The organism is Brachybacterium sp. J153 (assembly GCF_036311905.1).
Classification (GTDB): Bacteria; Actinomycetota; Actinomycetes; order Actinomycetales; family Dermabacteraceae; genus Brachybacterium.
Map to the genome: position 1 here is coordinate 42,184 of NZ_JAZDCH010000021.1, position 26,341 is coordinate 68,524.

The 26,341-nt window shown below is 73.3% G+C and carries 24 protein-coding genes; 3 read left to right on the top strand and 21 right to left on the bottom strand.

From position 1 onward, the window contains the following. Nucleotides 1-56 precede the first annotated feature (56 nt). The 5 genes from V1258_RS10180 to V1258_RS10200 all read right to left on the bottom strand — a co-directional run bounded on the left by V1258_RS10180 (nt 57) and on the right by V1258_RS10200 (nt 4,102). Entirely contained in the window at nt 57-344 is a 288-nt protein-coding gene (locus V1258_RS10180) for a YggT family protein (protein WP_329749550.1), read from the bottom strand. Nucleotides 345-350: 6 nt separating this feature from the next. After that, nucleotides 351-839 (bottom strand): cell division protein SepF, encoded by a 489-nt coding sequence (locus tag V1258_RS10185; RefSeq protein WP_329749552.1) that lies wholly within the window; start codon nt 837-839, stop codon nt 351-353. Between the two features lie 144 nt (nt 840-983). Continuing rightward, nucleotides 984-1,718, bottom strand: a complete 735-nt coding sequence (pgeF, locus tag V1258_RS10190; RefSeq protein ID WP_329749553.1) for a peptidoglycan editing factor PgeF — start codon at nt 1,716-1,718, stop codon at nt 984-986. Then, nucleotides 1,715-3,022: a cell division protein FtsZ gene (gene ftsZ, locus V1258_RS10195; protein ID WP_329749555.1), complete on the bottom strand. Its 1,308-nt coding sequence runs from the start codon at nt 3,020-3,022 to the stop codon at nt 1,715-1,717. The genes pgeF and ftsZ overlap by 4 nt, the downstream gene beginning before the upstream one ends. Before the next feature lie 210 nt (nt 3,023-3,232). Continuing rightward, entirely contained in the window at nt 3,233-4,102 is an 870-nt protein-coding gene (locus V1258_RS10200; RefSeq protein ID WP_329749557.1) for a cell division protein FtsQ/DivIB, read from the bottom strand. Between the two features lie 10 nt (nt 4,103-4,112). On the opposite strand from V1258_RS10200, the gene V1258_RS10205 reads away from it, so the two are divergent. After that, a complete protein-coding gene (locus tag V1258_RS10205; protein ID WP_329744804.1) occupies nt 4,113-4,343 on the top strand; it encodes a hypothetical protein in 231 nt (76 codons plus the stop codon). A 76-nt stretch (nt 4,344-4,419) separates the two neighbouring features. Here V1258_RS10205 and V1258_RS10210 read toward each other — a convergent pair whose 3' ends face one another. The 14 genes from V1258_RS10210 to V1258_RS10275 form a co-directional block, all read right to left on the bottom strand. Further along, nucleotides 4,420-6,027: a UDP-N-acetylmuramate--L-alanine ligase gene (locus V1258_RS10210; RefSeq protein WP_329749558.1), complete on the bottom strand. Its 1,608-nt coding sequence runs from the start codon at nt 6,025-6,027 to the stop codon at nt 4,420-4,422. A gap of 35 nt (nt 6,028-6,062) precedes the next feature. Further along, on the bottom strand, nt 6,063-7,154 hold the full coding sequence (locus tag V1258_RS10215) for a UDP-N-acetylglucosamine--N-acetylmuramyl-(pentapeptide) pyrophosphoryl-undecaprenol N-acetylglucosamine transferase (protein ID WP_329749560.1): 1,092 nt from the start codon (nt 7,152-7,154) through the stop codon (nt 6,063-6,065). Nucleotide 7,155: 1 nt separating this feature from the next. Continuing rightward, the gene (gene ftsW, locus V1258_RS10220) at nt 7,156-8,541 is read right to left on the bottom strand and encodes a putative lipid II flippase FtsW (RefSeq protein WP_329749562.1); all 1,386 of its coding nucleotides are present in this window, start codon (nt 8,539-8,541) and stop codon (nt 7,156-7,158) included. Between the two features lie 13 nt (nt 8,542-8,554). Beyond that, nucleotides 8,555-10,072, bottom strand: a complete 1,518-nt coding sequence (murD, locus tag V1258_RS10225; protein ID WP_329749564.1) for a UDP-N-acetylmuramoyl-L-alanine--D-glutamate ligase — start codon at nt 10,070-10,072, stop codon at nt 8,555-8,557. Further along, nucleotides 10,069-11,214 carry a phospho-N-acetylmuramoyl-pentapeptide-transferase gene (gene mraY / locus V1258_RS10230; RefSeq protein WP_329749566.1) on the bottom strand — a complete coding sequence of 382 codons (1,146 nt, stop codon included), beginning with the start codon at nt 11,212-11,214 and terminating at the stop codon, nt 10,069-10,071. Before mraY ends, murD begins: the two co-directional genes overlap by 4 nt. Further along, the gene (locus V1258_RS10235; protein WP_329749568.1) at nt 11,211-12,683 is read right to left on the bottom strand and encodes a UDP-N-acetylmuramoyl-tripeptide--D-alanyl-D-alanine ligase; all 1,473 of its coding nucleotides are present in this window, start codon (nt 12,681-12,683) and stop codon (nt 11,211-11,213) included. Before V1258_RS10235 ends, mraY begins: the two co-directional genes overlap by 4 nt. Before the next feature lie 2 nt (nt 12,684-12,685). Beyond that, nucleotides 12,686-14,284 (bottom strand): UDP-N-acetylmuramoyl-L-alanyl-D-glutamate--2,6-diaminopimelate ligase, encoded by a 1,599-nt coding sequence (locus V1258_RS10240; RefSeq protein ID WP_329749570.1) that lies wholly within the window; start codon nt 14,282-14,284, stop codon nt 12,686-12,688. Beyond that, entirely contained in the window at nt 14,281-16,080 is a 1,800-nt protein-coding gene (locus V1258_RS10245) for a peptidoglycan D,D-transpeptidase FtsI family protein (protein ID WP_329749571.1), read from the bottom strand. Before V1258_RS10245 ends, V1258_RS10240 begins: the two co-directional genes overlap by 4 nt. Nucleotides 16,081-16,082: 2 nt before the next feature. Further along, on the bottom strand, nt 16,083-16,598 hold the full coding sequence (locus V1258_RS10250) for a hypothetical protein (protein ID WP_329744795.1): 516 nt from the start codon (nt 16,596-16,598) through the stop codon (nt 16,083-16,085). Between the two features lies 1 nt (nt 16,599). Beyond that, complete coding sequence (gene rsmH / locus V1258_RS10255; protein WP_329749573.1) at nt 16,600-17,595, bottom strand: 16S rRNA (cytosine(1402)-N(4))-methyltransferase RsmH; 996 nt, start codon at nt 17,593-17,595, stop codon at nt 16,600-16,602. 188 nt (nt 17,596-17,783) lie between these two features. Beyond that, nucleotides 17,784-18,215, bottom strand: coding sequence for a division/cell wall cluster transcriptional repressor MraZ (mraZ, locus tag V1258_RS10260; RefSeq protein WP_329749575.1), 432 nt, complete (start codon nt 18,213-18,215; stop codon nt 17,784-17,786). Nucleotides 18,216-18,737: 522 nt separating this feature from the next. Beyond that, nucleotides 18,738-19,142 carry a DUF3040 domain-containing protein gene (locus tag V1258_RS10265; RefSeq protein WP_329749577.1) on the bottom strand — a complete coding sequence of 135 codons (405 nt, stop codon included), beginning with the start codon at nt 19,140-19,142 and terminating at the stop codon, nt 18,738-18,740. Between the two features lie 142 nt (nt 19,143-19,284). After that, nucleotides 19,285-20,574, bottom strand: coding sequence for a DNA polymerase IV (gene dinB, locus V1258_RS10270; RefSeq protein WP_329749579.1), 1,290 nt, complete (start codon nt 20,572-20,574; stop codon nt 19,285-19,287). Between the two features lie 72 nt (nt 20,575-20,646). Next, entirely contained in the window at nt 20,647-21,126 is a 480-nt protein-coding gene (locus V1258_RS10275) for an SAV_6107 family HEPN domain-containing protein (protein ID WP_329749580.1), read from the bottom strand. 182 nt (nt 21,127-21,308) lie between these two features. Here V1258_RS10275 and V1258_RS10280 point away from each other — a divergent pair, with 182 nt between their 5' ends. Next, a complete protein-coding gene (locus V1258_RS10280; protein ID WP_329749582.1) occupies nt 21,309-22,151 on the top strand; it encodes a spermidine synthase in 843 nt (280 codons plus the stop codon). Nucleotides 22,152-22,328: 177 nt separating this feature from the next. Here the strand turns inward: V1258_RS10280 and V1258_RS10285 are convergent, their stop codons facing one another. Together V1258_RS10285 and V1258_RS10290 are read right to left on the bottom strand one after the other, a co-directional pair. Continuing rightward, nucleotides 22,329-22,532, bottom strand: a complete 204-nt coding sequence (locus V1258_RS10285; RefSeq protein WP_010551414.1) for a cold-shock protein — start codon at nt 22,530-22,532, stop codon at nt 22,329-22,331. Nucleotides 22,533-22,804: 272 nt separating this feature from the next. Then, nucleotides 22,805-23,776, bottom strand: a complete 972-nt coding sequence (locus V1258_RS10290) for a proteasome assembly chaperone family protein (RefSeq protein ID WP_329749583.1) — start codon at nt 23,774-23,776, stop codon at nt 22,805-22,807. A gap of 138 nt (nt 23,777-23,914) precedes the next feature. Between V1258_RS10290 and V1258_RS10295 the strand changes: the two genes are divergently transcribed. Next, nucleotides 23,915-26,191 carry a HelD family protein gene (locus V1258_RS10295; RefSeq protein WP_329749585.1) on the top strand — a complete coding sequence of 759 codons (2,277 nt, stop codon included), beginning with the start codon at nt 23,915-23,917 and terminating at the stop codon, nt 26,189-26,191. The last annotated feature ends 150 nt before the right edge of the window (nt 26,192-26,341 follow it).

The following is a 26,341-nucleotide window of genomic DNA, read 5'->3' on the forward strand; positions in this document are numbered from 1 at the left end:
CCGGCCGATCAGCCGATCAGCCGGACACCGGGGAGCCCATGCGAGCTCACCGGAGCTCACGCGAGCGAGGAGAGCACCGCCATGAGCACCCAGCAGGCCACGAGCAGCAGCATCAGGCTGAGGTCGAGGGCCACCGGCCCCAGGCGGAGCGGCGGGATGAGGCGGCGCAGGAACATCACCGGGGGGTCCGTCAGCGTGAACACGACCTCGAAGAGCACCAGCACCAGCCCCGTCGGCCGGAAGTCGCGGGCGTACCCGCGGATCCAGTCGATCACCAGCCGCGCGAGCAGCAGGAGCATGTACAGGAACACTGCGAGATACAGCACCCCGGCGACGAGCTGCACGGAACCTCAGCTCTGGTTGTAGAAGTTGCCCTCGTCGGCGGAGGTGTCCCCGTCGACCTGGACGAACTCGGGCGAGAGCAGGAACACCTTGGAGGTGACGCGCTCGATGCTGCCGCGCAGACCGAAGACGAGGCCCGCGGAGAAGTCGACCATGCGCTTGGCGTCGCCGTCCTGCATGTCGGAGAGGTTCACGATGACGGGGATGCCGTCCCGGAAGGACTCGCCGATCGCCTTGGCGTCGTTGTAGGAACGGGGGTGGATCGTGGTGATGCGGTGCATCGAGTCCTCCACTGCCGGGGCCATCGCCACGACGTTGGACCGCTGGCGGATGGGGGTCACCTGAGCCTCCCGTTCGAGAGCCGGCTCGGGGCCGCGCTCGGTGCGTCGGGCCGGAGCGGCAGGCTCGTCCTGTCGGACCCGCTCGTCCTCGTAGTACTCGTCGTCGACCTCGTTGGCGAGGCCGAGAGCGACCATGGCGTTGCGCCAGTTGCCCATCGTGGATCTCCCGTGTGTTGTTCGCGCTGACCTGGGCTCCGGGGAAGCACGGGGAGTGCGTGGGAGCCCGTTCACCGAAAGTACCGCAGGGTCGCGGGGCGCCCCGGGAGGCGCCCGGCGTGTCGGTCGGCGTGTCGGACCTCCTCAGGCCCTCCGGATCACCCCGGCGAAGCGGCCGGTCCGGGCGCTGCGGCGGTAGGAGAAGAAGGACTCGTCCTCGAGGGTGCAGGGATGGTCGGCGTCGATCGCCCCGGAGGGGATGCCGAGCCGGGCGAGGATCGCCGCCGCCCCGGCCCGGAGGTCGAGGGCGGGGGTGCCCCAGCTCGTGGTCGCGGCGGACTCGGGCAGCTGCGCCGCCGCGTCCTCCTGCATCGCCGCCGGCACCTCGTAGCAGGCGCCGCAGATCCCGGGGCCGATCGAGGCGGTGAGGTCGGCGGGCTGCGCTCCGAGCGCCGTCATCGCCTCAACGGTCGCCTCGAGTACGCCGTCGAGCAGTCCGCGACGGCCCGCGTGCGCCGCTCCGATCACGCCTGCTACCGGATCCGAGAGCAGCACGGGCAGGCAGTCGGCCACCATGATCGCGAGCGCCGCGTCCCGCCGGTCCGTCACCAGCGCGTCGGCGGTCACGACCGGGGAGTCCCCCGCCGGCGGCAGCACGTGCACGAGCGTGGAGTGGACCTGGTCGACGAAGACGGGGCGGACCCCCATCTCGTCGGCGAGGAGGTCCCGGTTCCGCACGACCGCCGCCGGATCGTCGTCGACGTGCAGTGCGAGGTTCAGGCTCGCGTGGTCCCCGGTGCTGACCCCGCCGGAGCGACCCGTGAACAGGGCACGGGCCCCGCGAAGCCGCGGAGCCCGTGCCGAGAGGGTGGTTGTCACTTGAGGAACGACGGGAGGTCGAGGTCGTCGTCGTCCGCCGGGGGCTCCTCGATGTGCGGCGGCCGCGGGGGCTGCTGCTGCTCGGGGACACGGGGAGCGGGACGCGGCGGCACCTGCTGGCCGACGGGGCGGGGGTCCTCGGCGTCGGCGGCGTCGAGCACGTCCGTCTCGGGCTCCGCGGCGCTGGGCCGCGAGGGCGAGAAGGCGGTCTGCGGCTGGCCCCAGGCGCCGTTCGCGGCGGGGGCGGCGTTCGCCGAGGAGGCGGCCGGACGGCTCGCCGCCGGGCGCTCGGCCGGGCGGGCCGCCGGCTCGGGGCGCGGGGCGGGACGCGAGGCGAGATCGGTGCGGGGAGCGGGGCCGCCGGCCTCGAAGCCCGCGGCGATGACCGTGACGCGCACCTCGTCGCCGAGGGCATCGTCGATGACCGAGCCGAAGATGATGTTCGCGTCGGGGTGCGCGGCCTCCTGCACCAGGCGCGCCGCCTCCGAGACCTCGTACAGGCCGAGGTCGCTGCCACCCTGGATGGAGAGCAGCACGCCGTAGGCGCCGTCGATCGAGGCCTCGAGCAGCGGGCTGGAGACCGCGAGCTCGGCGGCCTGCAGCGCACGGTCCTCACCGCGCGCCGAGCCGATGCCCATGAGGGCGCTGCCCGCGCCCTGCATGACCGACTTGACGTCGGCGAAGTCGAGGTTGATCAGGCCCGGGGTGGTGATCAGGTCGGTGATGCCCTGGACACCGGAGAGGAGGACCTGGTCCGCGCTCTTGAAGGCGTCGAGCATCGAGACCTGCTTGTCCGCGATGGAGAGCAGGCGATCGTTGGGGATCACGATGAGGGTGTCGACCTCGGCCTGCAGGGCCGCGATCCCGGACTCCGCCTGGGTGGAGCGACGGCGCCCCTCGAAGGTGAAGGGGCGGGTCACGACGCCGATGGTGAGGGCGCCGAGGCTGCGGGCGATCTTGGCGACCACGGGCGCGCCGCCGGTGCCGGTGCCGCCGCCCTCGCCGGCGGTCACGAAGACCATGTCGGCCCCGCGCAGGACTTCCTCGATCTCCTCGGCGTGGTCCTCGGCGGCCTTCTTGCCGACCTCGGGATCGGCGCCGGCGCCGAGACCGCGGGTGATCTCCTTGCCGACGTCGAGCTTGACGTCGGCGTCGGACATCAGGAGGGCCTGGGCGTCAGTGTTGATCGCGATGAACTCGACCCCCTTGAGGCCCGACTCGATCATGCGGTTGACAGCGTTGACACCGCCGCCGCCGACACCGACGACCTTGATGACTGCGAGGGAGATCTGGGTTCCGGCCACGTTTGGTCCTTGCTCTTGTCGTTCACCTGCGGAGAGGGGCCGCCTCGGGCTGGTCCCGACACCCGGTCGAACTCTCAACCTCTACTTCAGGTTGTGACTTCGGGGCGCCTCTCCTTCCCCTCGACGCTAGGGACGAGGGCGCGCCCGTGCAAACACCGTCGGCGCGTGTCGGCCGTGAACCCGGACGGATCGAGGGTCCGGGCCCGCTGCTCAGCGCGTGACCGGTGCGACCGGCGAGGAGACGTCGATGACGGTGCCGGGCTGGGAGATGAGTGCCTGCACCACCTCGGCCTTGAGGGCGCTGTCGGCCGCGCCGCCCCAGATGACCGTCTTCACGGTGCCGTCCTCGAGGGCGATCTCGAGGGTGACATCGCTCGCGGTCGTCGCGGTCACGGAGCGGACCGAGCTCCGCAGCGACTCGGGGATCGCGCCGACCACCTCGCTCATGGCGACGGCAGCACCCTCCGGGTCGGAAGCGCCCGCGCCGACGGAGAGCGGCACCAGGGTCGCGCCCTCCGCCGCGGCGGCCGGCAGCTCCTCCCCCGCCGCGTCGAGCACGGCGGTGCTGCCGTCGGCGCGGGTGAGCACCGCGACAGGAGCGGTCTCGGTGACCGTCACGGAGACGCCGTCGGGCCAGGACCGCTCGACCTCGGCGCTCGCGACACCGGGCAGCGCCAGCAGCTCCTGCTGGATCCGGCCGGTGCGCAGCAGCAGCACGCTGTCGCCGTCGTGCTCCTCGACGACCGCGCGCACCTGGTCCTCCGCGAGATAGCCCAGGCCCGAGATCTCCACCCGGTCGACCTGGAGGGCGGGGAGGTAGATCGCGGTGCCGGCGGCGACGAGCAGCAGGGCCAGCACCCCGGCGAGGGAGGCGAGGATCGCGCGACGGCGTCGACGCCAGGGGCGTCCGATCACCATCGCACGGAAGCGGTCCGCGGCCTGGACGACCCGTCCCTCCCCCGCGGCGGGGGCGGGATCCTCTGCCGGAGCGGGGCGGCCGACGGCGCGGCGGGATCGTCCCGGCGCCTCCGTCGCACGGGCGGGGGCGGGGAACGCCGAGGCGGCCGAGCCCGCGGACACGGTGGACGCCGTGGGAACCCCCGAGGCGGCGGACGGCGCCGACGGAGCGGCTGACTTCGCGGACCCCGACGACGTCGCCGACGCAGCCGACGCTCCCGATCCCGCCGCGTCGGGCTTCACCGAGGAAGAGGTCGAGGACGTGCCGGCGCTCCGGCGCGTGGGTGCCGGGGCCGCGGAGCGGCGGGTCGTGGAGGAGGCCGACGGGGCGGCGGTGCGACGCGGCACCGGGCGCGCGGTCTGACCCGGGGAGCTCGCCGAGCTCGCCGACTCGCCGGAGCGGGGCCGGGGGCGCGGGGCGGCGGGGCGGCGGGTCGCCATCAGGCCCCCTCCCCCGTCCCGCCGAGCGCCGCGAGGACGCTCGGGGTGAGCTCGACGATATCGCCGGCCCCCAGCATGAGCACGAGGTCGCCGGGGCGCGCGGTCGAGGCGACGGCAGCGGCGAGCTCGCCCTCCGGCGCGTCATCGGCCACCGGGAGCACGCCGAGCGGGGCGTGGTCGGTGATGGTCGCGGCGGTGATCTGCGGGTCCGGGTCCTCGCGCGCCCCGTACACGGGCAGCACCCAGGCCTGGTCGGCGGCGGTGAGCGCCGTCGCGAAGTCCTCAGCGAACAGCCGCGTGCGCGAGTAGAGGTGGGGCTGGAAGACCACCAGCACGCGACCGCCGCGGTCCTGGGCCTCGACGATGCCGCGAGCGGCGGAGAGGGTCGCGGCGACCTCCCGGGGATGGTGCGCGTAGTCGTCGACGACCGTGACCCCGCCGGCCTCCCCGGCGACGTCGAAGCGACGCGAGGCACCGGTGAAGCGGGCGAGCCCACCGGCGAGGGCCGCAGGATCGGCCTCCGGCACGGCGGCGCGCACGGCCGCGAGGGCGCCGACGGCGTTGAGCACGTTGTGGTGCCCGGCAACGGCGAGGGAGAGGTCCAGAGGCCCCTCGGGCGTGGCGAGGCGCACGCGGGTACCGGTCGCGCCGCCGCGCTCCTCGAGCACCCGCCAGTCGGCCCCGGCCCCGACGCCGTAACGGATCACCGGGAGCCCGCGCTCCGCGGCCCGGTCGCCGAGGGCGGCCGCCCCGGCGTCGTCAGCGCAGACCACGAGGGTGCCGCCGGACACGAGACGTGCGGTGAGGGCGTCGAAGGCGGCGGTCAGCGTCTCCGCATCGCCGTGGAAGTCGAGATGATCGGGCTCGAGGTTCGTGACCACGAGCGAGCGCGGGGCGAAGGCGAGGAAGGAGCCGTCGGACTCGTCGGCCTCGACCACGGCGAGCCCCCCGGACTGCGGGAGTGCGGGGGCGACGCCCGCGTCGTCGGCGGCACCCTCCACGGCGCTCTCCTCCGCCGGGGCCGCTGCGAGAGGTTCCCTCGGATCCGCCGCGGCGAAGCCCGCATTGCGGCCGAGGTCCGGGACGGCGGCACCGAGCGCCCAAGCCGGGTCCAGGCCCGCGCCACGCAGCGCCATGACGGCGAGGCCGGTGGTGGAGGTCTTGCCGTGGGTGCCGGCGACGGCGATCAGCGAGCGCCCGCCGAGCAGGCCCGCGAGCGCGGCCGCCCGGTGGATCACGGGGATGCCCCGCTCGCGAGCGGCGATCACCTCGGGGTTGTCGGCGCGGACCGCGGTGGAGACGACGAGCAGGTCGACGTCCTCGGCCAGCAGGCCCGCGTCGAAGCCGATGCCGATGTGCGCACCGGCCGCGCGCAGCGGCGCGATGAACTGCCCGTCCTGCGAGTCGGAACCGCTCACGGTGAGACCGGCCTCGAGCGCGAGCCGGGCGACGGCGGACATCCCGGCCCCGCCGATGCGGACCACGTGGAGCGAGCGGATCTCCGCCTCCGCGGGCCAGTCCGGGCGGGTGATCACCGCGCCGGGGCGCAGGATCGTGCGCGGCTCCGGCGCGGCGGACGGGGCGGAGGCAACGGGCTGGGAGGTCATGGGGCCACGGTAGCCTCGGCACGGATCGGGTCGGGTCAGGCTCGGCGTGCGACGCCGATCACGACCTCCGCCATCACCTCGGCGGCATCGGTGATGCCCGCCGTGCGGGACGCCTCGGCCATCCGGGCGAGCGCCGCCGGGTCGGTGATCAGGGGCAGCACGTGCGCGCGCAGCCAGTCCGCGTCGAGGCGGGAGTCCTCGACCATCAGGGCGCCTCCGGCCTCGACGAGCTGTTCCCCGTTGAGAGCCTGCTCGCCGTTGCCGATCGGCAGCGGGACCAGCACGGCGGGCAGGCCCACGGCGCTCAGCTCGCAGACCGTCCCGGCTCCGGAGCGAGTCAGGGCGAGATCCGCGGCGGCGTAGGCGTCTTCCATCGCGGAGACGTACTCGAGCACGACGTGGCCGGGACGGGGGGTCACGCCCTCGTTCTTGCCGCGCCCGGTGACCTGGAGGATCTGCACCCCGGCGGCGAGCAGGTCCTCGGAGGCCGCGGCGACGGCGGCGTTGAGGCGCTGCGCCCCGAGGGAGCCGCCGGTGGTCAGCAGCACGGGGCGGGCGGGGTCCAGGCCGAAGCCGGCGATCGCCGCGTCGCGGCGCGCCGCGCGGTCCAGCTCGGCGACGGCGCGGCGCATGGGCATGCCGATGCGGCGGGCGCCGGGCAGGGTCGATCCTTCGAAGGCGGTGAGCACGGCGGCGGCGCGGCGGGCTCCGAGCCGGTTGGCGAGTCCCGGCCGACGGTTCGCCTCGTGCACGACGAAGGGCACCTTCGCCGAGGCCGCGGCGAGATAGGCGGGCGGGCACACGTACCCGCCGTAGCCCGCGACCACGTCGATGCGGCGCTCCCGCAGCAGGGCCCGGACCTCGCGCAGGGTACCGGTGAAGCGCGCGGGGAAGCGCAGGGCCGCCCCGTCGGGCCGACGTGGGAAGGGGACCTTGTCGATCGTGACCAGCTCGAAGCCGGCGGCGGGCACGAGATCGGTCTCGAGGCCCTCGGGGGTGCCGAGCACGACGATCTCGGCGCCGGGCGCGAGGGTGCGGAGCCGGTCCGCGGTGGCCAGCAGCGGCGAGACGTGGCCCGCGCTGCCGCCGCCCGCGAGGAGGATCCGCGGCGGGGTGGTGGAGGTCATGTCATCCCTTCCGGGTGGTGCGGGAGCTGCGACCGGTGCGGCTGCGTGACCGACCCGAGCCCCGCGTCGGGGACGAGGACCGGCCGCGCTTCGGGGCGCCGGTCCTGCCCGCGGAGGCGTCACGAGGAGCGGGCAGCACGGTGATCGAGCGGCGGACAGCACCCATCCGGGCGCTGATCGCCTCGGCGGCGCCGGGCTCGCGCCGGGCGAAGGAGATCAGCACCCCGAGCGCCGTCATCGAGGCCAGCAGTGCGGAGCCGCCGGCAGAGATGAACGGGAGCGGGACGCCGATAACCGGCATCAGGCCGGTCACCACCATCATGTTCACGAAGGCCTGGCCGAGCAGCCAGGCGCTCAGCCCCGCGATGGTGATCTGCATGAAGTGGTCGTCGATGCGGGTGATCATCCGGAACATCACCAACGCGAGACAGGTGAACAGGGCGAGGACGCCCAGGGTGCCGATCAGCCCCAGCTCCTCGCCGATGATCGCGAAGATGTAGTCGTCCTCGGCCGCGGGGAGCCGGCCCCACTTCTGCCGGGACTCGCCGAGGCCGACGCCCCACCAGCCGCCCTCGGCGAGACCCATCAGGCCCTGGTCGGACTGGTAGCAGGAGTCGCCCTCGCACGTGCCGTGGAGCCAGTTCTCGATGCGGGCCATGCGGTTCGAGCTCGTGACGGTCAGGGCGACGACGCCGGCGAGGCCCGCGGCGGCCGCGGCGGCGAACCAGCGGCGCGGCGCGCCGGAGACCCACACGGCCCCGGCGACGAGCATGCACATGACCAGCGTGGTGCCGAGGTCGTGGCCGAGGACCACCAGCCCCAGGGCGAGACCCACCCCGGGGACGAGCGGGAAGAGCAGGTGCGCGGGCCGGTTCAGCAGGGGTCGCTTCGTGGCGAGCAGCGCCCCGAGCCAGACGGCGAGGGCGAGCTTGAGGAACTCGGAGGGCTGCAGCCGCTGCCCGCCCAGCTGGATCCAGTTGCGGTTGCCGGCGACGTCGACGCCGAGCGGGGTGTGCACGAGCAGTTGCAGCGCGATGCCCAGGCCGAACAGCGGCCAGGCCGCCCTGCGGTAGAAGCCGGGCGGCAGGCATGCGGCGACCACGAGGAGGATGAGGCCCATCACCGCGAAGGTGCCCTGGCGGAAGAGACCGGCGAAGCCCGACTCGCCGCGGGCGATGTTCAGCACCGAGGACGACGACAGCACCATCACGAGCCCCAGGCCGATCAGGAGGGCGCCGAGGACGATGAGGGCGTAGAAGTCGAGGGCTGGCGAGCGCAGCCACGAGCCGACCCCGTCGCGCACGCGGCCGGAGATGTTGCCCAGCGGCTGCTCCTCGTCGGGGCGCACGACGTCGGTGGACCGACGGCGGGTCTCCTCCATGGTCATGCGATCTCCCTGGTCATGCGGTCGCTCCCGGCCGTCGGGTCACGGCCGCCGCGAACAGATCCCCCCGCTCCGCGTAGTCACGGAACTGGTCGATCGAGGCGGCGGCGGGTGCCAGCAGCACCACGTCCCCCGCCGAGGCGAGGTCGCGGGCGGCCAGCACCGCGGCCTCCATCAGACGCGTTCGTCCGGGGGCATCGCCAGTGTCGCCCGGATCGATGCGCCGGACGGGGACCTCGGGTGCGTGTCGCGCGAGGGCCTCGGTGAAGGGCGTCGCATCCTCGCCGAGCAGCACGGCGCCGACGAGGCGCTCCCGGGAGGCGGCGACGAGCTCGCCGACGTCGGCGCCCTTGGTGTCGCCGCCGGCGATCCACACGATCCGCTCGGCGGCCCGCAGGGAGGCCGCGGCCGCTGCGGGATTGGTGGCCTTGGTGTCGTCGACGTAGGTGATGCCGTCGATCGTGGCGATCACCTGGGCTCGGTGGGCGCCCATCTCGTAGGCGCGCAGCCCGTCGCGGACCGCGTGTGCGGGGACGCCGTGGGCGCGGGCGAGGGCGGCCGCCGCGAGCGCGTCGAGCAGCACGTGGGGGCCGGCGCCGCGGGCGCCGAGATGTGCGAGGTCCTCGAGCCGGCCCAGCTCGGCCGCGGCACGGTGCCGGTCCGGGTGGAAGGCGCGGTCGACGAGGATGTCCTCGACGAGGCCCAGCTCCGAGGGGCCCGGCGTGCCGAGCGTCAGGCCGACGGCCCGCGCGCCGTCGACGACGTCGGCCTCCTCGACGAGGCGGCGGGTGACCTCGTCGGCGGTGTTGTAGATACAGGCGGTGCGGACGCCCTCGAAGATCCGGCCCTTGGCGCGCGCGTACTCCTCGGCCCCTCCGTGCCAGTCGAGGTGGTCGGCGCTCACGTTGAGCACCGCCGCGGCCTCGCAGTCCAGGTGCTCGGTCCAGTGCAGCTGGAAGCTGGACAGCTCGAGCGCGAGCACGTCGTAGCCCTCCGGGTCGAGCGCCGCCTCGATCACGGGCAGCCCGACGTTCCCGCACGCGACGGCGCGCAGCCCGGCCGCCCGCAGGATGGACTCGAGCATGGTGACCGTGGTGGTCTTGCCGTTGGTGCCGGTGACGCCGAGCCACGCGGGCCCGTCGGCGGACTGCATGCGGCGCGCGAGCTCGACCTCGCTCCACACGGGGATGCCGGCCGCGGCCGCCTCGGCGAGGAGCGGCTGGGTGGGGCGCCATCCCGGGGAGGTGACGACGAGGTCGATCTCGCGGTCGGCGGGGAGGGCCGTGGTCTGCTCGGCGCCGAGGCGCACCTCGACCCCGAGCACCTCGAGGATCTGCGCCCGCTCACGCAGCTCGGGGGTGTCCTGCCCATCGACGACGAGCACACGAGCGCCGCGCTGCATGGTCTGGTCGGCCACCGCGTACCCGGACACCCCGAAGCCGGTGACCAGGATGCGCACGCCCGTCACGTCGAGCCCGGGCCAGGGCCGCTGCTGGACCGGCAGGACCAGGTCCGCCGCGTACGCGGAGGTCATGAGCTGAGCCTCGGGAGGGCGTCGAGGTAGAAGATGCCGAGGCCCACTCCGGCGAGGATCCCGGCCACGATCCAGAAGCGGACCACGATCGTCACCTCGTTCCAGCCCTTGAGCTCGAAGTGGTGCTGCAGGGGCGCCATCCGGAACACCCGCTTGCCGGTCAGCTTGAAGCTCGTGACCTGGATGATCACGGACAGCGAGATGATCACGAAGAGGCCGCCGATGATCGCGCCGAGCACCTCGGTGCGGGAGACGATGGTCAGGCCCGCGATCGCCCCGCCCAGGGCGAGCGATCCGGTGTCGCCCATGAAGATCTTCGCGGGCGAGGTGTTCCACCACAGGAAGCCGACGCAGGCGCCGATGATCGCCGCGCAGAGCACGGCGGTGTCGAGCGGGTCCCGCGAGGTGTAGCAGTGGACGACCCCGCCGGCGTCGAGATCGACGCTGCACACCTGCCGCCACTGCCAGAAGGAGATGATCAGGTACGCGGTGGTGAAGATGATGGTCGCGCCGCTCGCGAGTCCGTCGAGGCCGTCGGTGAGGTTCACACCGTTGGACCAGGCGGCGACGAGGAAGTTCGCCCAGAGGGCGAAGAGCACGAAGCCGAGGGCCGAGCCGATCACGGCGAGATTCATCCCGGCCGCGGAGTGCAGCAGGTCCGCGAGGAAGGAGAGGTCCAGCCACTCCACGTCGCGGACCACGGAGATCTTCGTGGACGCGGGGGTGTTGCCGTCGCTGTCCGGGAAGAGCAGCGCCAGCACCGCGAAGACCGTCGCGACGAGGAACTGGCCGATCAGCTTCGCCCGCGGCCGCAGGCCCAGGCTGCGCTGCTGGGAGATCTTCAGGTAGTCGTCGAGGAAGCCGACCACGCCGAGCCCGACCATGAGGAAGAGCACGAGGAGCACCGAGACGCTCGGGCTGGTCCACAGCACCAGATGGGTGAGGCCGTAGGCGAGGAGCGTGGAGAGGATGATCGCGACGCCGCCCATGGTGGGGGTGCCGCGCTTGGTCGCGTGCGAGGTGGGGCCGTCATCCCGGATGAACTGTCCGTACCCCTTCTTCACCAGGAGCTTGATGAAAAGGGGTGTGCCGAGGATCGACAGCAGCAGCGCAGCGGCTCCCGCGATGATGATCGCGATCATGCGTGATCCCCTCCGTCCGCCCGCGGGTCGGGCTCTCCTGCTCGCTCGAGGTGAGCGACCAGCGGTCGGGCGATCCGCCGCAGTCCGGCGTCGCGCGATGACTTCAGGAGCACCACGTCGCCGGGCATCACCGTACGTTCTAGCACAGCGATCGCCTCCTCGACGGTGTCGACGAACTCGGACTCGCCGCCGAAGCTCCCCTCGAGGCTGGCCCCGTGGTGGATCGGTGCGGCGCCGTCGCCGACGACGATCAGGTGGTCGATGTTCAGGCGGACCACGAGGCGGCCGATCTCGTCGTGCAGGCGCACGGCATCGTCCCCGAGCTCGAGCATCTCGCCGAGGACGGCGATCGTGCGGTGGCTCCGGCCGAGATGGGCGAGGGTCTTGAGCGCGTGGCGCATCGAGTCCGGGTTGGCGTTGTAGGCGTCGTCGACGACGAGGGCCCCGCCCGCGCGGTGCACCTCCATGCGCTGCCCGGAGGCGAGGCGCGCGCCGTCGAGGGCCGCGGTCGCCGCGGCGGGGTCGACCCCGGCGGCGAGGGCGCCGGTGAGCGCGGCCAGGACGTTCGCGGCCTGGTGCTCCCCGAGGAGGTCGGGGCGCACCGGGAAGCGGCCGGCGGGGATCGGGGCGCCGCTGAGCGCCGTGAGGCCCTCCGGCACGACGAGGGTGAAGGAGAGTCGGGCGTCCTCGTCGAGGTCGAGGTCCTCGCCGCGGAGGGTGCCGGACCAGAAGCCCCAGTCGAGGACGGGCGCGGAGGTGCGGGAGGCCATCGCGGCGACCCGGCGGTCCTCGGCGTTCAGCACGGCGCGCCCCTCGGGGGCGAGGGCCTCGACGAGCTCGCCCTTGGCGCGTGCGATGGCGTCGACGCCGCCGAACTCGCCGAGGTGCGCGCTGCCGACGTTGAGGACGAGGGAGACGTCGGGGCGGGCGATCGCCGTGAGGTGGGCGATGTGACCGATGCCCCGGGCGCCCATCTCGAGGACCAGGAAGCGGGTGGTGGGCTGCAGACCCAGCACGGTCAGCGGCAGGCCCAGCTCGTTGTTGAGGCTGCCGACGGGGGCGATGGTCTCCCCCGCGGCGGAGAGCACGAGGCCGAGGAGGTCCTTGGTGCCGGTCTTGCCGGCACTGCCGGTGACGGCGAGGACCACGAGATCGGGGTTCTCGGCGCGGGCGCGCTCGAGCTGGGCGCGGGCGAGAGTGGACAGCGCCTCGCGGACGTCCTCCACGAGCACCCCGGGGAGCCCGAGATCCCGGGAGACGAGGACCGTCCCCGCGCCGTCCTCGAGGGCGCGGGCGACGAAGTCGTGCCCGTCGGCGTGCTCGCCGACGAAGGCGGCGAAGAGGTCACCGGGGGTGACGGCGCGCGAGTCGATGCGGGCGGCGCCCGTCACGGTCTCCGCCCCGGTCGCACCCCCCACGAGGGAGCCGCCGGTGAGGTCGGCGATCTCCCGGGCCGTGGTCTGCAGCATCCTCAGCGTCCTCCGTCGGTCGGGTCGGGGTGCGGGCGGTGCGCGGCCGCGAGGGCCTCGCGCAGCTGCTCGCGATCGTCGAACGGATGGACGATACCGCCGATCGTCTGTCCGGTCTCGGCTCCCTTGCCCGCCACCAGGATGGTGTCCGCCACGTCGGCGATCCGGGCGGCCAGGGCGATCGCCGCGGCCCGGCCGTCGACCTCGTGGACCTGCGCCGATGCGCCCGCCGGGATGCCGGAGCGGACCTCGCGCCGGATCGCGGCGGGGTCCTCGGAGCGCGGGTTGTCGTCCGTGACGATCACCACGTCCGCGAGGCGCGCGGCGACCTCGCCCATCGCCGGGCGCTTGGTCCGGTCCCGGTCGCCGCCCGCGCCCATCACCGCGATGAGGCGACGGGTCCCGGGCACGCCGCGCAGCGTGACGAGCGCCTGCTCGAGGGCGTCGGCGGTGTGGGAGTAGTCGACGACGCCGCGCACGGGGGCCTCGGCCACGAGCTCCATCCGGCCGGGGACGGTCCCGGCCTCGGCCAGGGCAGCGCGCACGGCGGGGCCGCGGTGTCCGAGACGGTCGAGGATCAGCTCGGCAGCGAGGGTGTTGGCGGCGTAGTGCCGGCCGGGCAGCGCGGCGTGGAGGGTGCGCTCCCCGTCGGGGCCGTCGACGGTGAAGGTCGTGCCGTAGCCGTCGGCGCGCAGGTCGCGGGCCCGATGGTCGGCGTCGACGCCCTCGCGCGTGGCATAGGTGATCACCGGGACGCTCGCCTCGGCGGCGAGCCGGCGCCCCCAGGCGTCGTCCACGCAGATCACGCCCGCCGCGGAGTGCTCCGGGGTGAACAGCCGGGCCTTCGCCGCGAAGTAGGCCTCCATGGTGCCGTGGAAGTCCAGGTGGTCCTGCGTGAGGTTGGTGAAGCAGGCGACGTCGACGACCACCTCGTCGGCGCGGTGCAGCACGAGGGCGTGGCTCGAGATCTCCATCGCGGCGACCTCCGTGCCGTCCTCGACCATGCGGGCGAGGATGCCGTGCAGCTCGGGCGACTCGGGGGTGGTGCGGACCGTCGCGAAGCGGTGCGGTGTCCCGTCGGCCCCCGTGTAGCTCGTGCCGGAGGTGCCGATGACGCCAGTGGATCGGCCCAGGGCGGTGAGCGCGGCGGTGACCACGGTGGTGATCGAGGTCTTGCCGTTGGTGCCGGTCACGCCGACGGTCTTGAGGCGGCGCGCCGGATGCCCGTAGACCGCGGCGGCGGCGAGGGCGGTCGCGGCGCGGGGATCCTCGACGACGAGCGCCGGCAGTCCGGCGGTGCGGCAGCGCTCCTCCCCCGCGGCATCGGTGAGGGCGAGCACTGCTCCGCGGCCGGCAGCCTGCGCGGCGAAGTCCGCGCCATGGGCGTTCGCGCCGGGCAGCGCGCACCACAGGTCGCCGGGCGCGACGCCGCGCGAGTCCAGGGTGACGCCCTGGGCGCGCACCCGCTCCGCGCCCTCAGGGAAGGGGGCTCCGAGGGCGCGGGCGAGGTCCGCCGCGTCCGCGCCGAGGGGGCGACGCGGGCGGGCCGGCTCGGGGGTGATCTCCGCGGGATGGTCCGCGAGGGGGCCGGCGCCGCTCACTCCTGGCCCCACTCGTTCTCGAGCTCACGGCCGGGAACGCCCGTCGGGGCGATGCCCTGGTTCTGCAGCGTGTAGGTGGTCAGCTCGGAGAAGGCCGGTGCCGCGGCGCGGCCGCCGGAGATGAAGGTGTCCAGGCCGAAGATGAAGACGCCGGTGACGATCTCCGGGTCGTCCGCCGGGGCGAAGCCGATGAACGAGGCGGTGTACTGGCCGTCGGCCGTCTGGGCGGTGCCCGTCTTGCCCGCGACCGCGTAGCCGGTCACGGCCGCGCCGGACGTCTCGTCGTCCACGTCGTTGTCCATCAGCTGCAGCATCGTCGCGGCGGTCTCCGAGGAGATGACGCGGGTCTGCTCGGGCTCGCCGAGCGGGCTGATCGTGCCGTCCGCCTCCTGCACCCCGGCGATCAGGGTGGGCTGGACCCGCACCCCGTCGTTCGCGAAGGTGCCGATCGCGGCGACCATCTGCAGCGCGTTGACGCTGTAGCCCTGGCCGAAGGAGGTCGTGTAGCGGGTGCGCCCGTTCCAGTCCTCGGCAGGGTGGAGCACGCCCGCCGACTCGCCCGGCAGCTCGATGCCCGTGGGCTGGCCGATGCCGAAGGCGCGCAGGTAGTCGTAGCGCACCTCGGGGTCGAGCTCCTCGGAGATCTGCACCGTGCCGACGTTCGAGCTGTTCTTGAGCACCCCGGCGAGGGTCAGCTGCTGATCGGGGTGGACGTGGGAGTCCTTGATGCGGTGCCCGTCGAAGTACATCTCGTAGGGGATCTCGAACTGGTCGTCCACCGAGACCGTGCCCTCCTCGAGGGCGGCGGCGACGGTGAACAGCTTGCCGGTGGAGCCCGGCTCGAAGACGTTCGAGATCGACCGGTTCCCCAGATCCGCGGGATCGGTGTTCGCGAAATCGTTGGGGTCGTAGGTCGGGTACTCGGCCAGGGCCAGCACCTCGCCGGTGCGCGCGTTGTAGGTGATCGCGCTGCCGCCCTCGGCACCCCACTGCTCGACTGCCGCGGCGATCACCTGCTGGGACTTCCACTGCAGGTCGCGATCGAGGGTGAGGACCACGTCCTGCCCGTCGACCGCGGCGGTGGTCTCCTGCTTGCCGGTGGGGATGATCTGGCCGGCGGCGCCGCGCTCGTAGGTGGTCGACCCGTCGGCGCCGCGGAGCTCCTCGTCGAAGGAGAGCTCGACGCCGGCGAGCGCCGTGCCCTCGCCGCCCACGAAGCCGAGGACGTTGCCGCCGACGGAGCCCGCCGGGTAGATGCGGTCCGCGACGGCGTCGGAGCCGACGCCGGGGATCTTCAGCGCGAGCGCCGCGTCACGGACCTTCGGCTCGACGTTCTTGACCAGGTACTTGAATCCCTTGTCCCCGGTCAGCGCCTCCTCGGTCTCCTCGACGGTCCAGCCGAACACCGGCGCGAGGTCCCGGGCGGCGGCCTCGACGCCCTTGACGTCGGCGGACTTCGAGTTCTTGAGGTACTCGTCGACCTGGCGCTGGTCGACCCACAGGTCGTAGCGCTGGACCGAGCTCGCCAGCGCGGTGCCGTTGCGGTCGAGGATGTCGCCGCGCAGGGCGGGGATGGTGCGGGTGACGGTGCGCTGCTCGACCGCCTCCTGGGCGCGGGCGCTCGCGTCGAGTCCCTGCACCCAGATCAGGCGACCGGACAGCGTCATTACCGCCACCATGATCATGCAAAGCAGCAGGCGGTGGCGGACAGCGGGGGCGCCGACGCGGGCGCGGGGGACGCGGGGGGCACCGCCCCGGGCGGGGCGGCGGGTGCGCGTGGTGCGGGACCGCGCCATGGTCAGGCTCCCTCGTTGCCCATGCCGTGGTAGGTCGTGGGCTCTTCGTAGATCTGCGCCGGCGGCACGGCCACCTCTGCGGGGACCGCCGCCAGCTCCGGGTTGGCCTCAGTCTGCGCCGCCGGCGCCGTCTGGCCGATGACCTCGCCCGTGTCGAGGTCGATGTATGCGGGATCCGTGACGGGCACCATGCCGATCTCGCGGGCCTGGCGCTCGAGCTCCTGCGGGGTGCCGAGGCGCTCGTCGGTCTCGGCGAGGGCCTGCTGCTCCTCGGTGAGCCGCTGGGACTGGTTCTGCAGTCGGGTGATCTCGTAGCTGGCACCGGACATCTGGATGTTCAGGTACAGGAGGGCGGCGAGGGTCGCGACCACGATCAGCGTGCACAGCAGAGTGAACGGCATCGGGCCGCGGGCGGTGCGCGGGGACGCGACGACCGTCAGTCGGGGACGGGGGGCGGCGTTCCGCTTCCCCCGGGCGGGACGGACCGCGGGCGCGTGAACGGCGGAGGTGCTGGCCATCTCAGTGAGCTCTCTTCGCGGGTCGGGTACGGGTCAGGGCACGGAGTCGGACGGAGGCGGCGCGGGGATTGCCCTCCCGCTCGGCCTCATCGGCCTGGAGCGCCCCGCGCACGAGCGGGGCGAAGGTGGGTCTGTGCTCCTCCAGCTCGACGGGCAGCCCAGGCGGGGCCGAGGAGCGGGTGCGGCGCGCGAAGGCGGTCTTCACCAGGCGGTCCTCGCCGGAGTGATAGGACTCCACGAGGATCCGCCCGTCCACCAGCAGGGCGTCGAGGGCGGATTCGAGCGCCGAGGCGAGGATCTCGAGCTCCTCGTTGACGGCGATCCGCAGCGCCTGGAAGGTGCGCTTGGCGGGATGCCCGCCGCTCGCCTTGGAGGCCGCGGGGATCGCCCGGTCCAGCAGCTCGACCAGCTCGCCGCTGCGGGTGAGCGGGGCGATCTCGCGCTGTTCGACGATGCGTCGCGCGATCCGCCGGGAGAAGCGCTCGTCCCCCAGCTCGTGGAGGATGCGGGCGATCTCGGACTCGGGCAGGTCGCGCAGGAGGTCCGCGGCGGAGGGAGCGTCCGAGGAGGGGTCCATGCGCATGTCCAGCGGCGCGTCGACCGAGTAGGAGAAGCCGCGCTCGGAGGTGTCGATCTGAAAGCTGGAGAGCCCCAGGTCCATCATCACGCCGTGGACGCCGGGGAGGTCGAGCTCCTCGAGCACCTCGGGGATCCGGTCATAGGTCGCGTGGACCAGGGTGGCGCGGTCGCCGACGCCGGCGCGGTCCAGCCGCTGCCGGGCGAGCTCGAGGGCCTGGGGGTCGCGGTCGATGCCGACCAGGCGGGCCTGCGGGGCGGCCTGCAGGACGGCGGCGGCGTGGCCGCCCATGCCGAGGGTCGCATCCAGGTACACCGAGCCCGGCTCCTGGAGCGCTGGGACGAGGAGGTCGACGGAGGTGGCCAGGAGCACCGGCAGGTGCCGCTCCTCGGCGGGCCTGGCGTCGGTCGTCTCGTCCATGTCACCCCTCCCCTGGGTCCGTGCGTTCTCCGTGTGGTGTCGGCTGTCGTCGTGCGCGGCTCCGGGTGCGCCCTGGGCGCGGTCCCGTCCTGCCAGATTCCCCGTCGTTCCCGACCCGCCGCCGGGGAAGGTGCCTCGGGGCGGGAACGACGAGAGGTCTCACAGGACGGAGGTCCGGGGAACCGAGCTCAGAAGAGGCCGGGGACCACCTCCTCGGAGGTCTCCGCGAAGCCCTCCTCCTTCTGCTCGAGGTAGGTCTCCCACGCCGGGAGGGACCAGATCTCGAGCCGGTCGAGCGCGCCGATGACGGCGCATTCCCGGTCCAGGCCCGCGTAGGTGCGCAGGTGGCCCGGGATGGTGATGCGGCCCTGCTTGTCCGGGATGACGTCCTCCGCGCCGGACAGCAGCACACGCAGGTAGTCGCGGGTGCGCCGATCGGTGGTGGGCGCCCGACGGGCCTCCTCGAGCTTCTGGCGGAACTCTCCGAGCGGGTACACGGCGATGCAGTGCTCCTGCCCACGAGTCATGACCAGTCCCGAGGCGAGCTCGTCGCGGAACTTCGCCGGGAAGATCAGGCGGCCCTTCTCGTCGAGCTTGGGCGTGAAGGTGCCGAGGAACATCTCGACCTCCTTCGCTCACCACGACTCGCGATCCGGACTCCATCTCCTCCCAACACGCTCCACTTTACCCCACTACTCCCCACCATTGCCCTCAGAATGCGCCAGATCACCCTGTGTGTGTTGCGAGTCCGCAGGTCACAGGGGTGGTGTGAGGTGGAGGGAAATCTGCGTGCCGGGAGCGACGTCGGGCGCGCCGCAGCGCCCCGGCGCCGGGGTCGCCCTCCCCTCCCCCGCAACCACTAGGGGGAACTCGCAGGTCATAGCGGGATCGAGGCGACGGCAGGGTCGACGGGGAGGGAGGTGGAGGACGAGGGAGGGCGCCGGTGGAGCGATGTGGGGGATGCCCGGGAAGCGATGTGGGGGACGGCCCGGGAGCGGAGTGGCGGATCGGGGGAACGCCCGGGAGCGCAGCGGCGGAGATCCGGGGAGCGCAGCGGCGGAAGCCGGACATGACGATGCCCCGGCTCACGGGAGCCGGGGCATCAGGTCAGAGGTGCGGGACGGGGCCCGGACCGGGAGGGATCAGACCCGGGGGTCGTCCCCCGAGCGCCGCTCCCACCGCTCCTCCATCTTGCGCAGGAAGTCGTCGCCGCCACCTCGCGGCGCGGTCGGGCGGGAGCCGCCGTCACCGTCGCCGGGGACCGCGCCGCCGGGGTCGGCCGAGGTGCGGGGTCCGGTGATCGCGAAGAGGGCGCCGCCGAGCATCCCGAGGAAGGCTATGACGCCCAGCCAGATCAGGTTGAGCGAGACGGCGAGGACGAGCACGCCGAGTCCGAGGACGACTCCGGCGAGACCGATCAGGATGCGGCGGCCGCTGCGTCGCGGACCGCGCGAGGGTGCGAATGCCCGGGCGAGTCGCGGATCGTCCGCGAAGAGCTGGCGCTCCATCTCGTCGAGCATCTTCTGTTCGTGTTCAGACAGCGGCATGATCCCGCTCCTTGTCCCCGTCCTCACGCGCCGTCGGGCGCACTGTCGCCGATCTCGGATCCGGAGAGGATCCCGGCCCTCGTCGGCGGTCAGCACAGTCTAGATCCCCGCGCTGAGTGTTGTGAACAGTCTGGGCCACGCCTCACCACAGACCCGGGGCGACCGCGGGGCCGGAGTCCTCGGGCGGCTCGTCGGGGGTTCGCGGGGACGACCCGGCCGCGGCCGCTCCGGGAGCTGCCGACGACCCCGGGGCGAGGGTCGACCCGCGGCGGAGCGAGTCGACCCCGAACCGGGCTGAGGCGCGATCCATGGCGGCCTCGAGGTCCTGCCACCCGGTGGTCCGCCCCACGAGCTCGTGCTGTGCGGGGCCGCCGCGGGCGGGCTGCATCTGCGTGACGCGCACTCCGGCGAGCCGCACGCGGGGCATCCGCGGGCGCTCCCTCTCCCACAGCGCCACCACGTGCTCGCGGATCCGCTCGCCCGAGTCGGTGGGCAGGTCGAGGGTCGAGGAGCGTGTGAGGGTGGTGCCGTCCGGCGCCCGGAGCTTGAGCACGACGGTGCGCGCCGCGAAGCCGCTGCCGCGCAGCTGCCGGGCGACGTCGTCAGCCATCTGGGTGATCCGGCGGCGCACTTCGTCGGGATCGGTGAGGTCTTCGTCCCAGGTGCGCTCGGTTCCGAGGGAGCGGTCACGGGTGCGGTGGCCGAGCCCGGTGCGGTCGGTTCCGCCGGCGAGGCGGCCGATCTCGGCGGCCCGCGGGCCGAGCACCCGGGCGAGCACCGACGGAGGGAGCTCGCGCAGGCTGCCGATGGTGTCGACCCCGAGCTTCTCGAGCGCGGCGACCGCCTTGGGCCCGATGCCCGAGATGGCTCCGACGGGGAGGGGCGCGAGGAAGGCCGCCGTCTCCGCGGCGGGAACGATGAGCATCCCGTCGGGTTTCGCCCGCGCCGAGGCGATCTTCGCGACCGGCCGGGAGACGGAGCCGCCGACCGAACAGGGCAGATCCAGCTCCTCCCGGATCAGGAGCCGCAGCCGGGAGGCGATCTGCGCGGGTTCGCCGAACAGACGCCGGGCCGGGCGGGCATCGAGGAAGGCCTCGTCGACGCTGATCTGCTCGATGTCCGCGACCACGGTGCCCAGCAGCTCCATCACCCGGGCGGACACGCGCCGGTAGTGGTCGATGCGGGGCGGGACGATCACGAGGTCGGGCGCCAGGCGCCGGGCGGTGGACATGGGCATCGCCGAGCGGATCCCCCGGCTGCGGGCGGGATAGCTCGCAGCGGCGACCACGCCGCGCGCTCCGGCTCCGCCGACCACCACGGGCAGCCCCCGGAGCGAGGGATCGTCGCGGATCTCCACCGAGGCGAAGAAGGCATCCATGTCGAGGTGGAGGATCCCGGGGACCTCCTCCCCCGCCGCCTGCTCTCGGATCACGCGACACCTCCTCCGTGGCGGAACTGTACCGGTCGCGTCCTGCCGCGCGACCGGCTCGGCTCCGCGGAGCGTTCAGCCGGCGAGCGCGGTCAGGTGCGGCGGCAGATCGTCGAGCAGGGCCGCGGCGACGAGATCCAGATGTGCGGCGGTCCCCTCCAGATGCTGCTCCAGGAGCCCCGGATCCGGCTGGGCCGCGAGGTTGCGATCGAGTCGCGCGCGCTCGGCGACGAGCGGCGCGAGGGCCTCCGCGCGGTCCCTGCCGTCCGGTCCGAGCCGGTCGAGCGCCGCCCAGACGTTCAGCGGCAGCTTCCGCTTGCGCTCCCGGTTCGCCCGGGCGACGAGGATCCCCGCACCGCGGAGAGCGGAGCGATGCGCCAGTTCGAAGGCCTCGCGCGGAGCGAGCGGCGCGGCGATCCGCGCCTGGGCCAGAAGCTCCCGGGCCCGCTCGAGATCCGCCTGGTCCTGGTCGAGCAGCGCCAGACGGCGTCGCAGGGTGAGCGCACCGGAGGCGGCGGGGATCGCCCTCGCGCCTCGTCCGGTCATGGTCGTCATCATGTCCCTCCTCCGTGCCTCGCCGCCGCGCGGTGCGCCGCGGTGCTGTCGTGCTGTCGTGCTGTCGTGCTGTGGTGATCCCACGCTAGGGAGAGGGTCCGACGGATGACGCCGGTGCCGATGCGCTGGGGACGAGGACGCCCTGGGGAGGAACGATCGGACGCGTCTTCTAGAGTGGCCCGATGGCCCGCCGCGCGCGAGAGCGCTCCCGCTCCCTCCCCTTCGAGCACCTTCCCGCCCTCGATGTCCCGCTGGCCATCTCGACCGGGAGCGCCCGGCTGAGCCGGGAGAACGACGGGTCGGTGCTGCTCGAGGTCAACGGGGTGCCGTCCTCGCACCTGCACCCCGACCCCGCGCACCTGGTGTTCGAGTACATGCGGTGGATGCAGCTCGTGATCGACCTCCATCTGGCCGAGCGCGGGTCGGACGCCCCCGCGCCGCAGCTCGCGCACCTCGGGGGTGGGGGCTGCTCCCTGCCGCGCGCCGTGGCCTCCGCCCACCCCGGCTCCCGCCAGATCGTGGTCGAGCTCGACGAGCTGCTCGCCGACGGGGTCCGGACCTGGTTCGACCTCCCCCGGTCCCCCCAGCTGCGACTGCGCATCGGGGATGCCCGGGAGGCGCTGGACTCCTGGCGGGAGGACCGCTTCGACGTGGTGGTCCGCGACGTCTTCGCCGGTGCCGTGACGCCGCGGGCGCTCACCGACGCCGCGGCCGTGGGCCAGGTCGATCGGGTCCTCCGGGAGGACGGCATCTATCTGGCCAACTGCGCCGCTCCCCCGGGCACGAGCCTGCTCGCGGACGAGGTCGCGACCCTCGCGGCGACCTTCGCCCACGTCGGCGTCATCGCCGAGCCGTCCCATCTGAGCGGGAAGCGCCGCGGCAACTGCGTGCTGGTCGCCTCGCAACGCCCACTGCCCGAGGGCGTCGACCGGGCGCTGCGCTCGGACGCCGTCTCGGTGCGGCTCGCCCCGGAGGACCGGGTCCGTGCCCTCGCCCGTACCGGCAGCGTGATCGTCCCGCGCTGAGCGGCCGCTCGACGCCGTCGGCTCATCCCGTGCGGACCGGCGCCCTGGCTCGTCCGGACCCCGTACTCCCCGCCGCGCGCGGGACGTGCTCTGCCGCCCTGCGGTGGCGCACGAACGACGGACCGGGCAGGAGCCTCAGCTCCTGCCCGGTCCGTGAGATCTCGGGGTGCCCGACGATCAGAGGGGACGAACCTGCTCGGCCTGCGGCCCCTTGTCGCCCTGACTGACCTCGAACTCCACGCGCTGACCCTCGTCGAGGGCGCGGTAGCCGTCCATGTCGATCTTGCTGTGATGCACGAAGACGTCTGCGCCGCCTCCGTCGATCTCGATGAATCCATAGCCCTTTTCGGCGTTGAACCACTTGACCGAGCCCTGTGCCATTCCTGTCACCTTCTGTGTCGTCCATCAACAGTCGCGGAACGCGACCGCGGTGCCGCGTGTGCCGTCCCCCGCCGGAGCGGGTGGCGTCAGGTGCAAGCCGTATCGCTGTGCCGAGGCACCTTCGACGGACTGTCCTGCTGGACCTGCATCACCGCAACGACCCCATGATGACACGAGCGTGGCCCGCTTCACACGGACTTCGTCCCCGGCCGGTCACGAAGACATAACGAACCGGGCGGCCCGGGCGCTCAGCCGCCGCTCCGGCGACCGCCTCAGCGGTCCGCGGTCCCGTTCCCGTCTCCGTCACCCTGATCGGCGAGGAACCGCTCGAAGTGGTCCCCGAGCTCCTCGGCGGTGGGCAGGTCCATGGTGGTCGCGATCGGGGACCCCTCGTCGTTCTCGGCGAGGGAGTCGTACTGCTCCTCGAGCGCGGCGACGATCTGGCGCACCTCGGCGTTCTGCGCGAGCGTCCCCTCGAGGGCGGTCGTCGCGGCATCGGTGAGATCGCCGAGGTTGACGAGTGGGAGGTCGAGACCGGCCGCCTCGCTCACGCGGCGCAGCAGAGCCAGGGCCCCGGCTGGGAAGTCGGTGCGGGTGAGGTAGTGCGGGATCTGGGCGGCGTACCCCATCGCCGGATGATCGGCCTTGCCCAGCCGGAGCTCGAGGAGCGCCCCGAAGCTCGCGGGCACCACGATCTCGGTCCCCTCCTCGCCGGAGGGATCGGTGCCCGGAGCCGGGATCGCACGCGTCCCCGGATCACCCAGCAGCGCGGGATCGTTGGCATGGGTGAACAGTCCGATGGGTCGGGTGTGCGGGACGGCCATGGGCACCGCCTGCATCCCCACCACCCGCTCGACCTCGAAGAACTCCACGAGGTCGATCAGCGCCTCGGCGAAGCGGTTCCACTGCAGGTCCGGCTCGGGGCCGTCGAGCAGCAGGAACGGCCGGTCGGACTCGTCGTACAGGAGGGAGAGCGTCACCTCGGGGATCTCGACCCGCGTATAGGAGGTGCCGTCGAACACGGCCTGCGGTCGCGAGCCGCGGAAGTCCAGCAGCTCGTCGGCGTCGAAGGTGACCAGCGGCAGATGCCGCAGCTCATCGCGCAGGTAGGTGGCGGCGATGCGGCAGGCGTTGCCGGCGTCGACCAGGCCCGGCAGCGCGGTGACGAGGGTCAGCCCGTCCCGGGGGACGGCGGCCAGCACGTCGGCGGACTCGAACCGGTAGAGGTCCCGCGGGTCTCGCATCGCCGTCTCCTCCCTCGCGACCGCCCGGATGGCACGCGCATCCAGGCCCGTCCACCATAATGGACCACCGCGTCGGAGAGGTCCCGGGTCCGCTCGGCACGGCGCGGTGTCCGGTCAACCGTCAGGGGGAGCAGGTCCGTGGACGATTCTGAGAAGAAGCTCGCTCAGGAAGTCGCCCGGGAGCAGAGCTACGCCGACAGGCTCTACGCCCGTCTCGACGAGCTCATCGCCCAGGTCGAACGCAACCTCGACGAGATCCAGGGCTCGCAGCACGCCTCGACCCACCAGAACCGCTCCGAGCGCGACGCCTTCATGGCGCTGTACGAGGACCGGCTCGCGCTGCTGCGCTCCGTCGCCCGCAGCGTCGTGTTCGGCCGGCTCGACACCGACGACCACGCTCGCCACTACATCGGCCGCATCGGACTGTTCACCGCGGAACGCGAGCAGCTCCTGGTCGACTGGCGCGCCCCGGCGGCCGCCGCCTTCTACCAGGCCACGAGCACCGACCGCCAGGGGGTGCGCCTGCGCCGGCACCTGATCAGCCGGGGCCGGACGGTGGTCGGCCTCGAGGACGACGTCCTCGACCAGAGCGTCCTCGAGGAGTCCGGCGAGGACGTCGTCCTCCACGGCGAGGGGGCGCTGCTGGCCGCCGTCTCCGGGCAGCGCACCGGACGCATGGGCGACATCGTCGCGACCATCCAGTCGGAGCAGGACCGCATCATCCGTTCGGACAACCGCGGTGTGCTCGTCGTCCAGGGCGGGCCCGGCACCGGGAAGACGGCGGTCGCCCTGCACCGCGCCGCCTACCTCCTCTACACGCACCGCCGGCGCCTCGAGCACACCGGCGTGCTGATCATGGCCCCGACCCCCGGCTTCCTGCGGTACATCGAGCGGGTGCTCCCGAGCCTCGGCGAGTCCGGCGTGGTGATGCTGACCCCCGGCGAGATGTTCCCGGGCGTGGAGACCTTCGTGCACGACGACGACGAGACCGCCCGGGTCAAGGGCGACATCGCCATGGCCGAGCTGCTCGCGCGCGCCGTCAAGCAGCGCCAGGTGGTGCCGGAGAAGGACGTCCGCTTCCGGATCGACGGCACCCCGATCACCCTCACCCGGGACGCCATCCGGTCCGCGCGCCGCGAGGCCCGCGCCACGCACAAGCCGCACAACGCCGCGCGCTCGGTCTTCGTGCGGGCCGCGATGGACCGACTCGTGGAGAGCTACGAGAAGGCGCTGCGAGCCCGGGGGCAGACGATCGTCCCCGAGGATCGGCCCGATCTGCTGGCCGATCTGCGTCACGACCCCGATGTCCGGCGCGCCCTGAACCTCGCCTGGCTGCCGTACACCCCCGAGGGGTTCCTGCGGATCCTGCTGTCGCGCGAGGATCGTCTCCGCAGCGCCGCACCGCGGTCGCTCGCCGACCGGCTGCATCTCCTGGTCCGCCCCAAGGACGCGCCCTGGACGGTCGAGGACGTGCCGCTGCTCGACGAGGTCGCCGAGCTGCTCGGCGAGGACTCTGCGCCCGCCGAGGCCCGCGCCCAGGAGGCCGCGCGCCGACGGGAGGCCGACGTCGACTACGCCCGGAAGGTCATCGAGAACTTCGACACCTCGGGCATCGTCCGGGCCGAGGACCTCGCCGATCAGGTGACCCGGATCCGCGACGGGCGCACCCTCGCCGAGCGCGCGTCCTCGGAGCGGGGCTGGACCTACGGCCACGTGGTGGTGGACGAGGCGCAGGAGCACTCGGCGATGAGCTGGCGCGCCCTCATGCGCCGCGCCCCCACCAAGTCCTTCACCGTGGTGGGCGACGTCGCGCAGACCTCCTCCGCGGGCGGCTCCTCCTCGTGGGAGCAGGCGCTCTCCCCCTACGTGCAGGATCGCCTGCAGATCGAGCACCTCTCGGTGAACTACCGCACCCCGGCGCGGATCATGGACCGCGCGCTCGCGATGGCGCGCGCCCATGACCTCCCCGTCACCCCGGTGACCTCCGTGCGCGAGGGCGACCGCGATCCGCTCGTGGAGCAGGTCAACGCTTCCGCGCTCGGGGAGCAGGTCGACGCTTCCGCGCTCGAGGAGCGCGTCGCCGCGTCGGTCGCCGCTCTCCACGCCGAAGGGATCGGGCGCCTCGCCGTCATCACGAGCTCGTCCCGCCGCGACGCCGTCATCGCGAGCCTGCGCACCTTCGATGCCCTGCCGACGATCGGTGCGGGCTCCTCCGGCGTGGACGACGAGATCGCGGTGATGACCGCGCAGGATGCCAAGGGCCTGGAGTTCGACGGCGTGGTGATCCTCGAGCCGGCCGAGGTGCTCGCGGAACACGGTGCCGGCGATCTGTACGTGGCGATGACCCGCACCACCCGCCACCTGGGCGTTGTCCACGCGGCGCCGCTGCCGGCGGGGATCGCCCCGGAGTCCTGAGGAGGGGCGCGGGGAAAGGGATCGGCGGCCGCGGCTTCCCCTCCGCGACCGCCGATCGGCGTGCACCCTCGCGGGGCACGAGGGACATCCTATGCACAGTCGGAGCGTGCTTCCGACCATGTTCACCGAACACCCAGGCACTACTCAGGT

Coding starts and splice junctions, on each gene's coding strand:
- V1258_RS10185 (WP_329749552.1), bottom strand. CDS start 839: ATGGGCAACTGGCGCAACGCCATGGTCGCTCTCGGCCTCGCCAACGAG.
- V1258_RS10210 (WP_329749558.1), bottom strand. CDS start 6,027: ATGACCTCCCAGCCCGTTGCCTCCGCCCCGTCCGCCGCGCCGGAGCCG.
- V1258_RS10215 (WP_329749560.1), bottom strand. CDS start 7,154: ATGACCTCCACCACCCCGCCGCGGATCCTCCTCGCGGGCGGCGGCAGC.
- ftsW (WP_329749562.1), bottom strand. CDS start 8,541: ATGACCATGGAGGAGACCCGCCGTCGGTCCACCGACGTCGTGCGCCCC.
- murD (WP_329749564.1), bottom strand. CDS start 10,072: ATGACCTCCGCGTACGCGGCGGACCTGGTCCTGCCGGTCCAGCAGCGG.
- mraY (WP_329749566.1), bottom strand. CDS start 11,214: ATGATCGCGATCATCATCGCGGGAGCCGCTGCGCTGCTGCTGTCGATC.
- V1258_RS10235 (WP_329749568.1), bottom strand. CDS start 12,683: ATGCTGCAGACCACGGCCCGGGAGATCGCCGACCTCACCGGCGGCTCC.
- V1258_RS10245 (WP_329749571.1), bottom strand. CDS start 16,080: ATGGCGCGGTCCCGCACCACGCGCACCCGCCGCCCCGCCCGGGGCGGT.
- V1258_RS10250 (WP_329744795.1), bottom strand. CDS start 16,598: ATGGCCAGCACCTCCGCCGTTCACGCGCCCGCGGTCCGTCCCGCCCGG.
- rsmH (WP_329749573.1), bottom strand. CDS start 17,595: ATGGACGAGACGACCGACGCCAGGCCCGCCGAGGAGCGGCACCTGCCG.
- mraZ (WP_329749575.1), bottom strand. CDS start 18,215: ATGTTCCTCGGCACCTTCACGCCCAAGCTCGACGAGAAGGGCCGCCTG.
- V1258_RS10265 (WP_329749577.1), bottom strand. CDS start 19,142: ATGCCGCTGTCTGAACACGAACAGAAGATGCTCGACGAGATGGAGCGC.
- V1258_RS10275 (WP_329749580.1), bottom strand. CDS start 21,126: ATGACGACCATGACCGGACGAGGCGCGAGGGCGATCCCCGCCGCCTCC.
- V1258_RS10280 (WP_329749582.1), top strand. CDS start 21,309: ATGGCCCGCCGCGCGCGAGAGCGCTCCCGCTCCCTCCCCTTCGAGCAC.
- V1258_RS10285 (WP_010551414.1), bottom strand. CDS start 22,532: ATGGCACAGGGCTCGGTCAAGTGGTTCAACGCCGAAAAGGGCTATGGA.
- V1258_RS10290 (WP_329749583.1), bottom strand. CDS start 23,776: ATGCGAGACCCGCGGGACCTCTACCGGTTCGAGTCCGCCGACGTGCTG.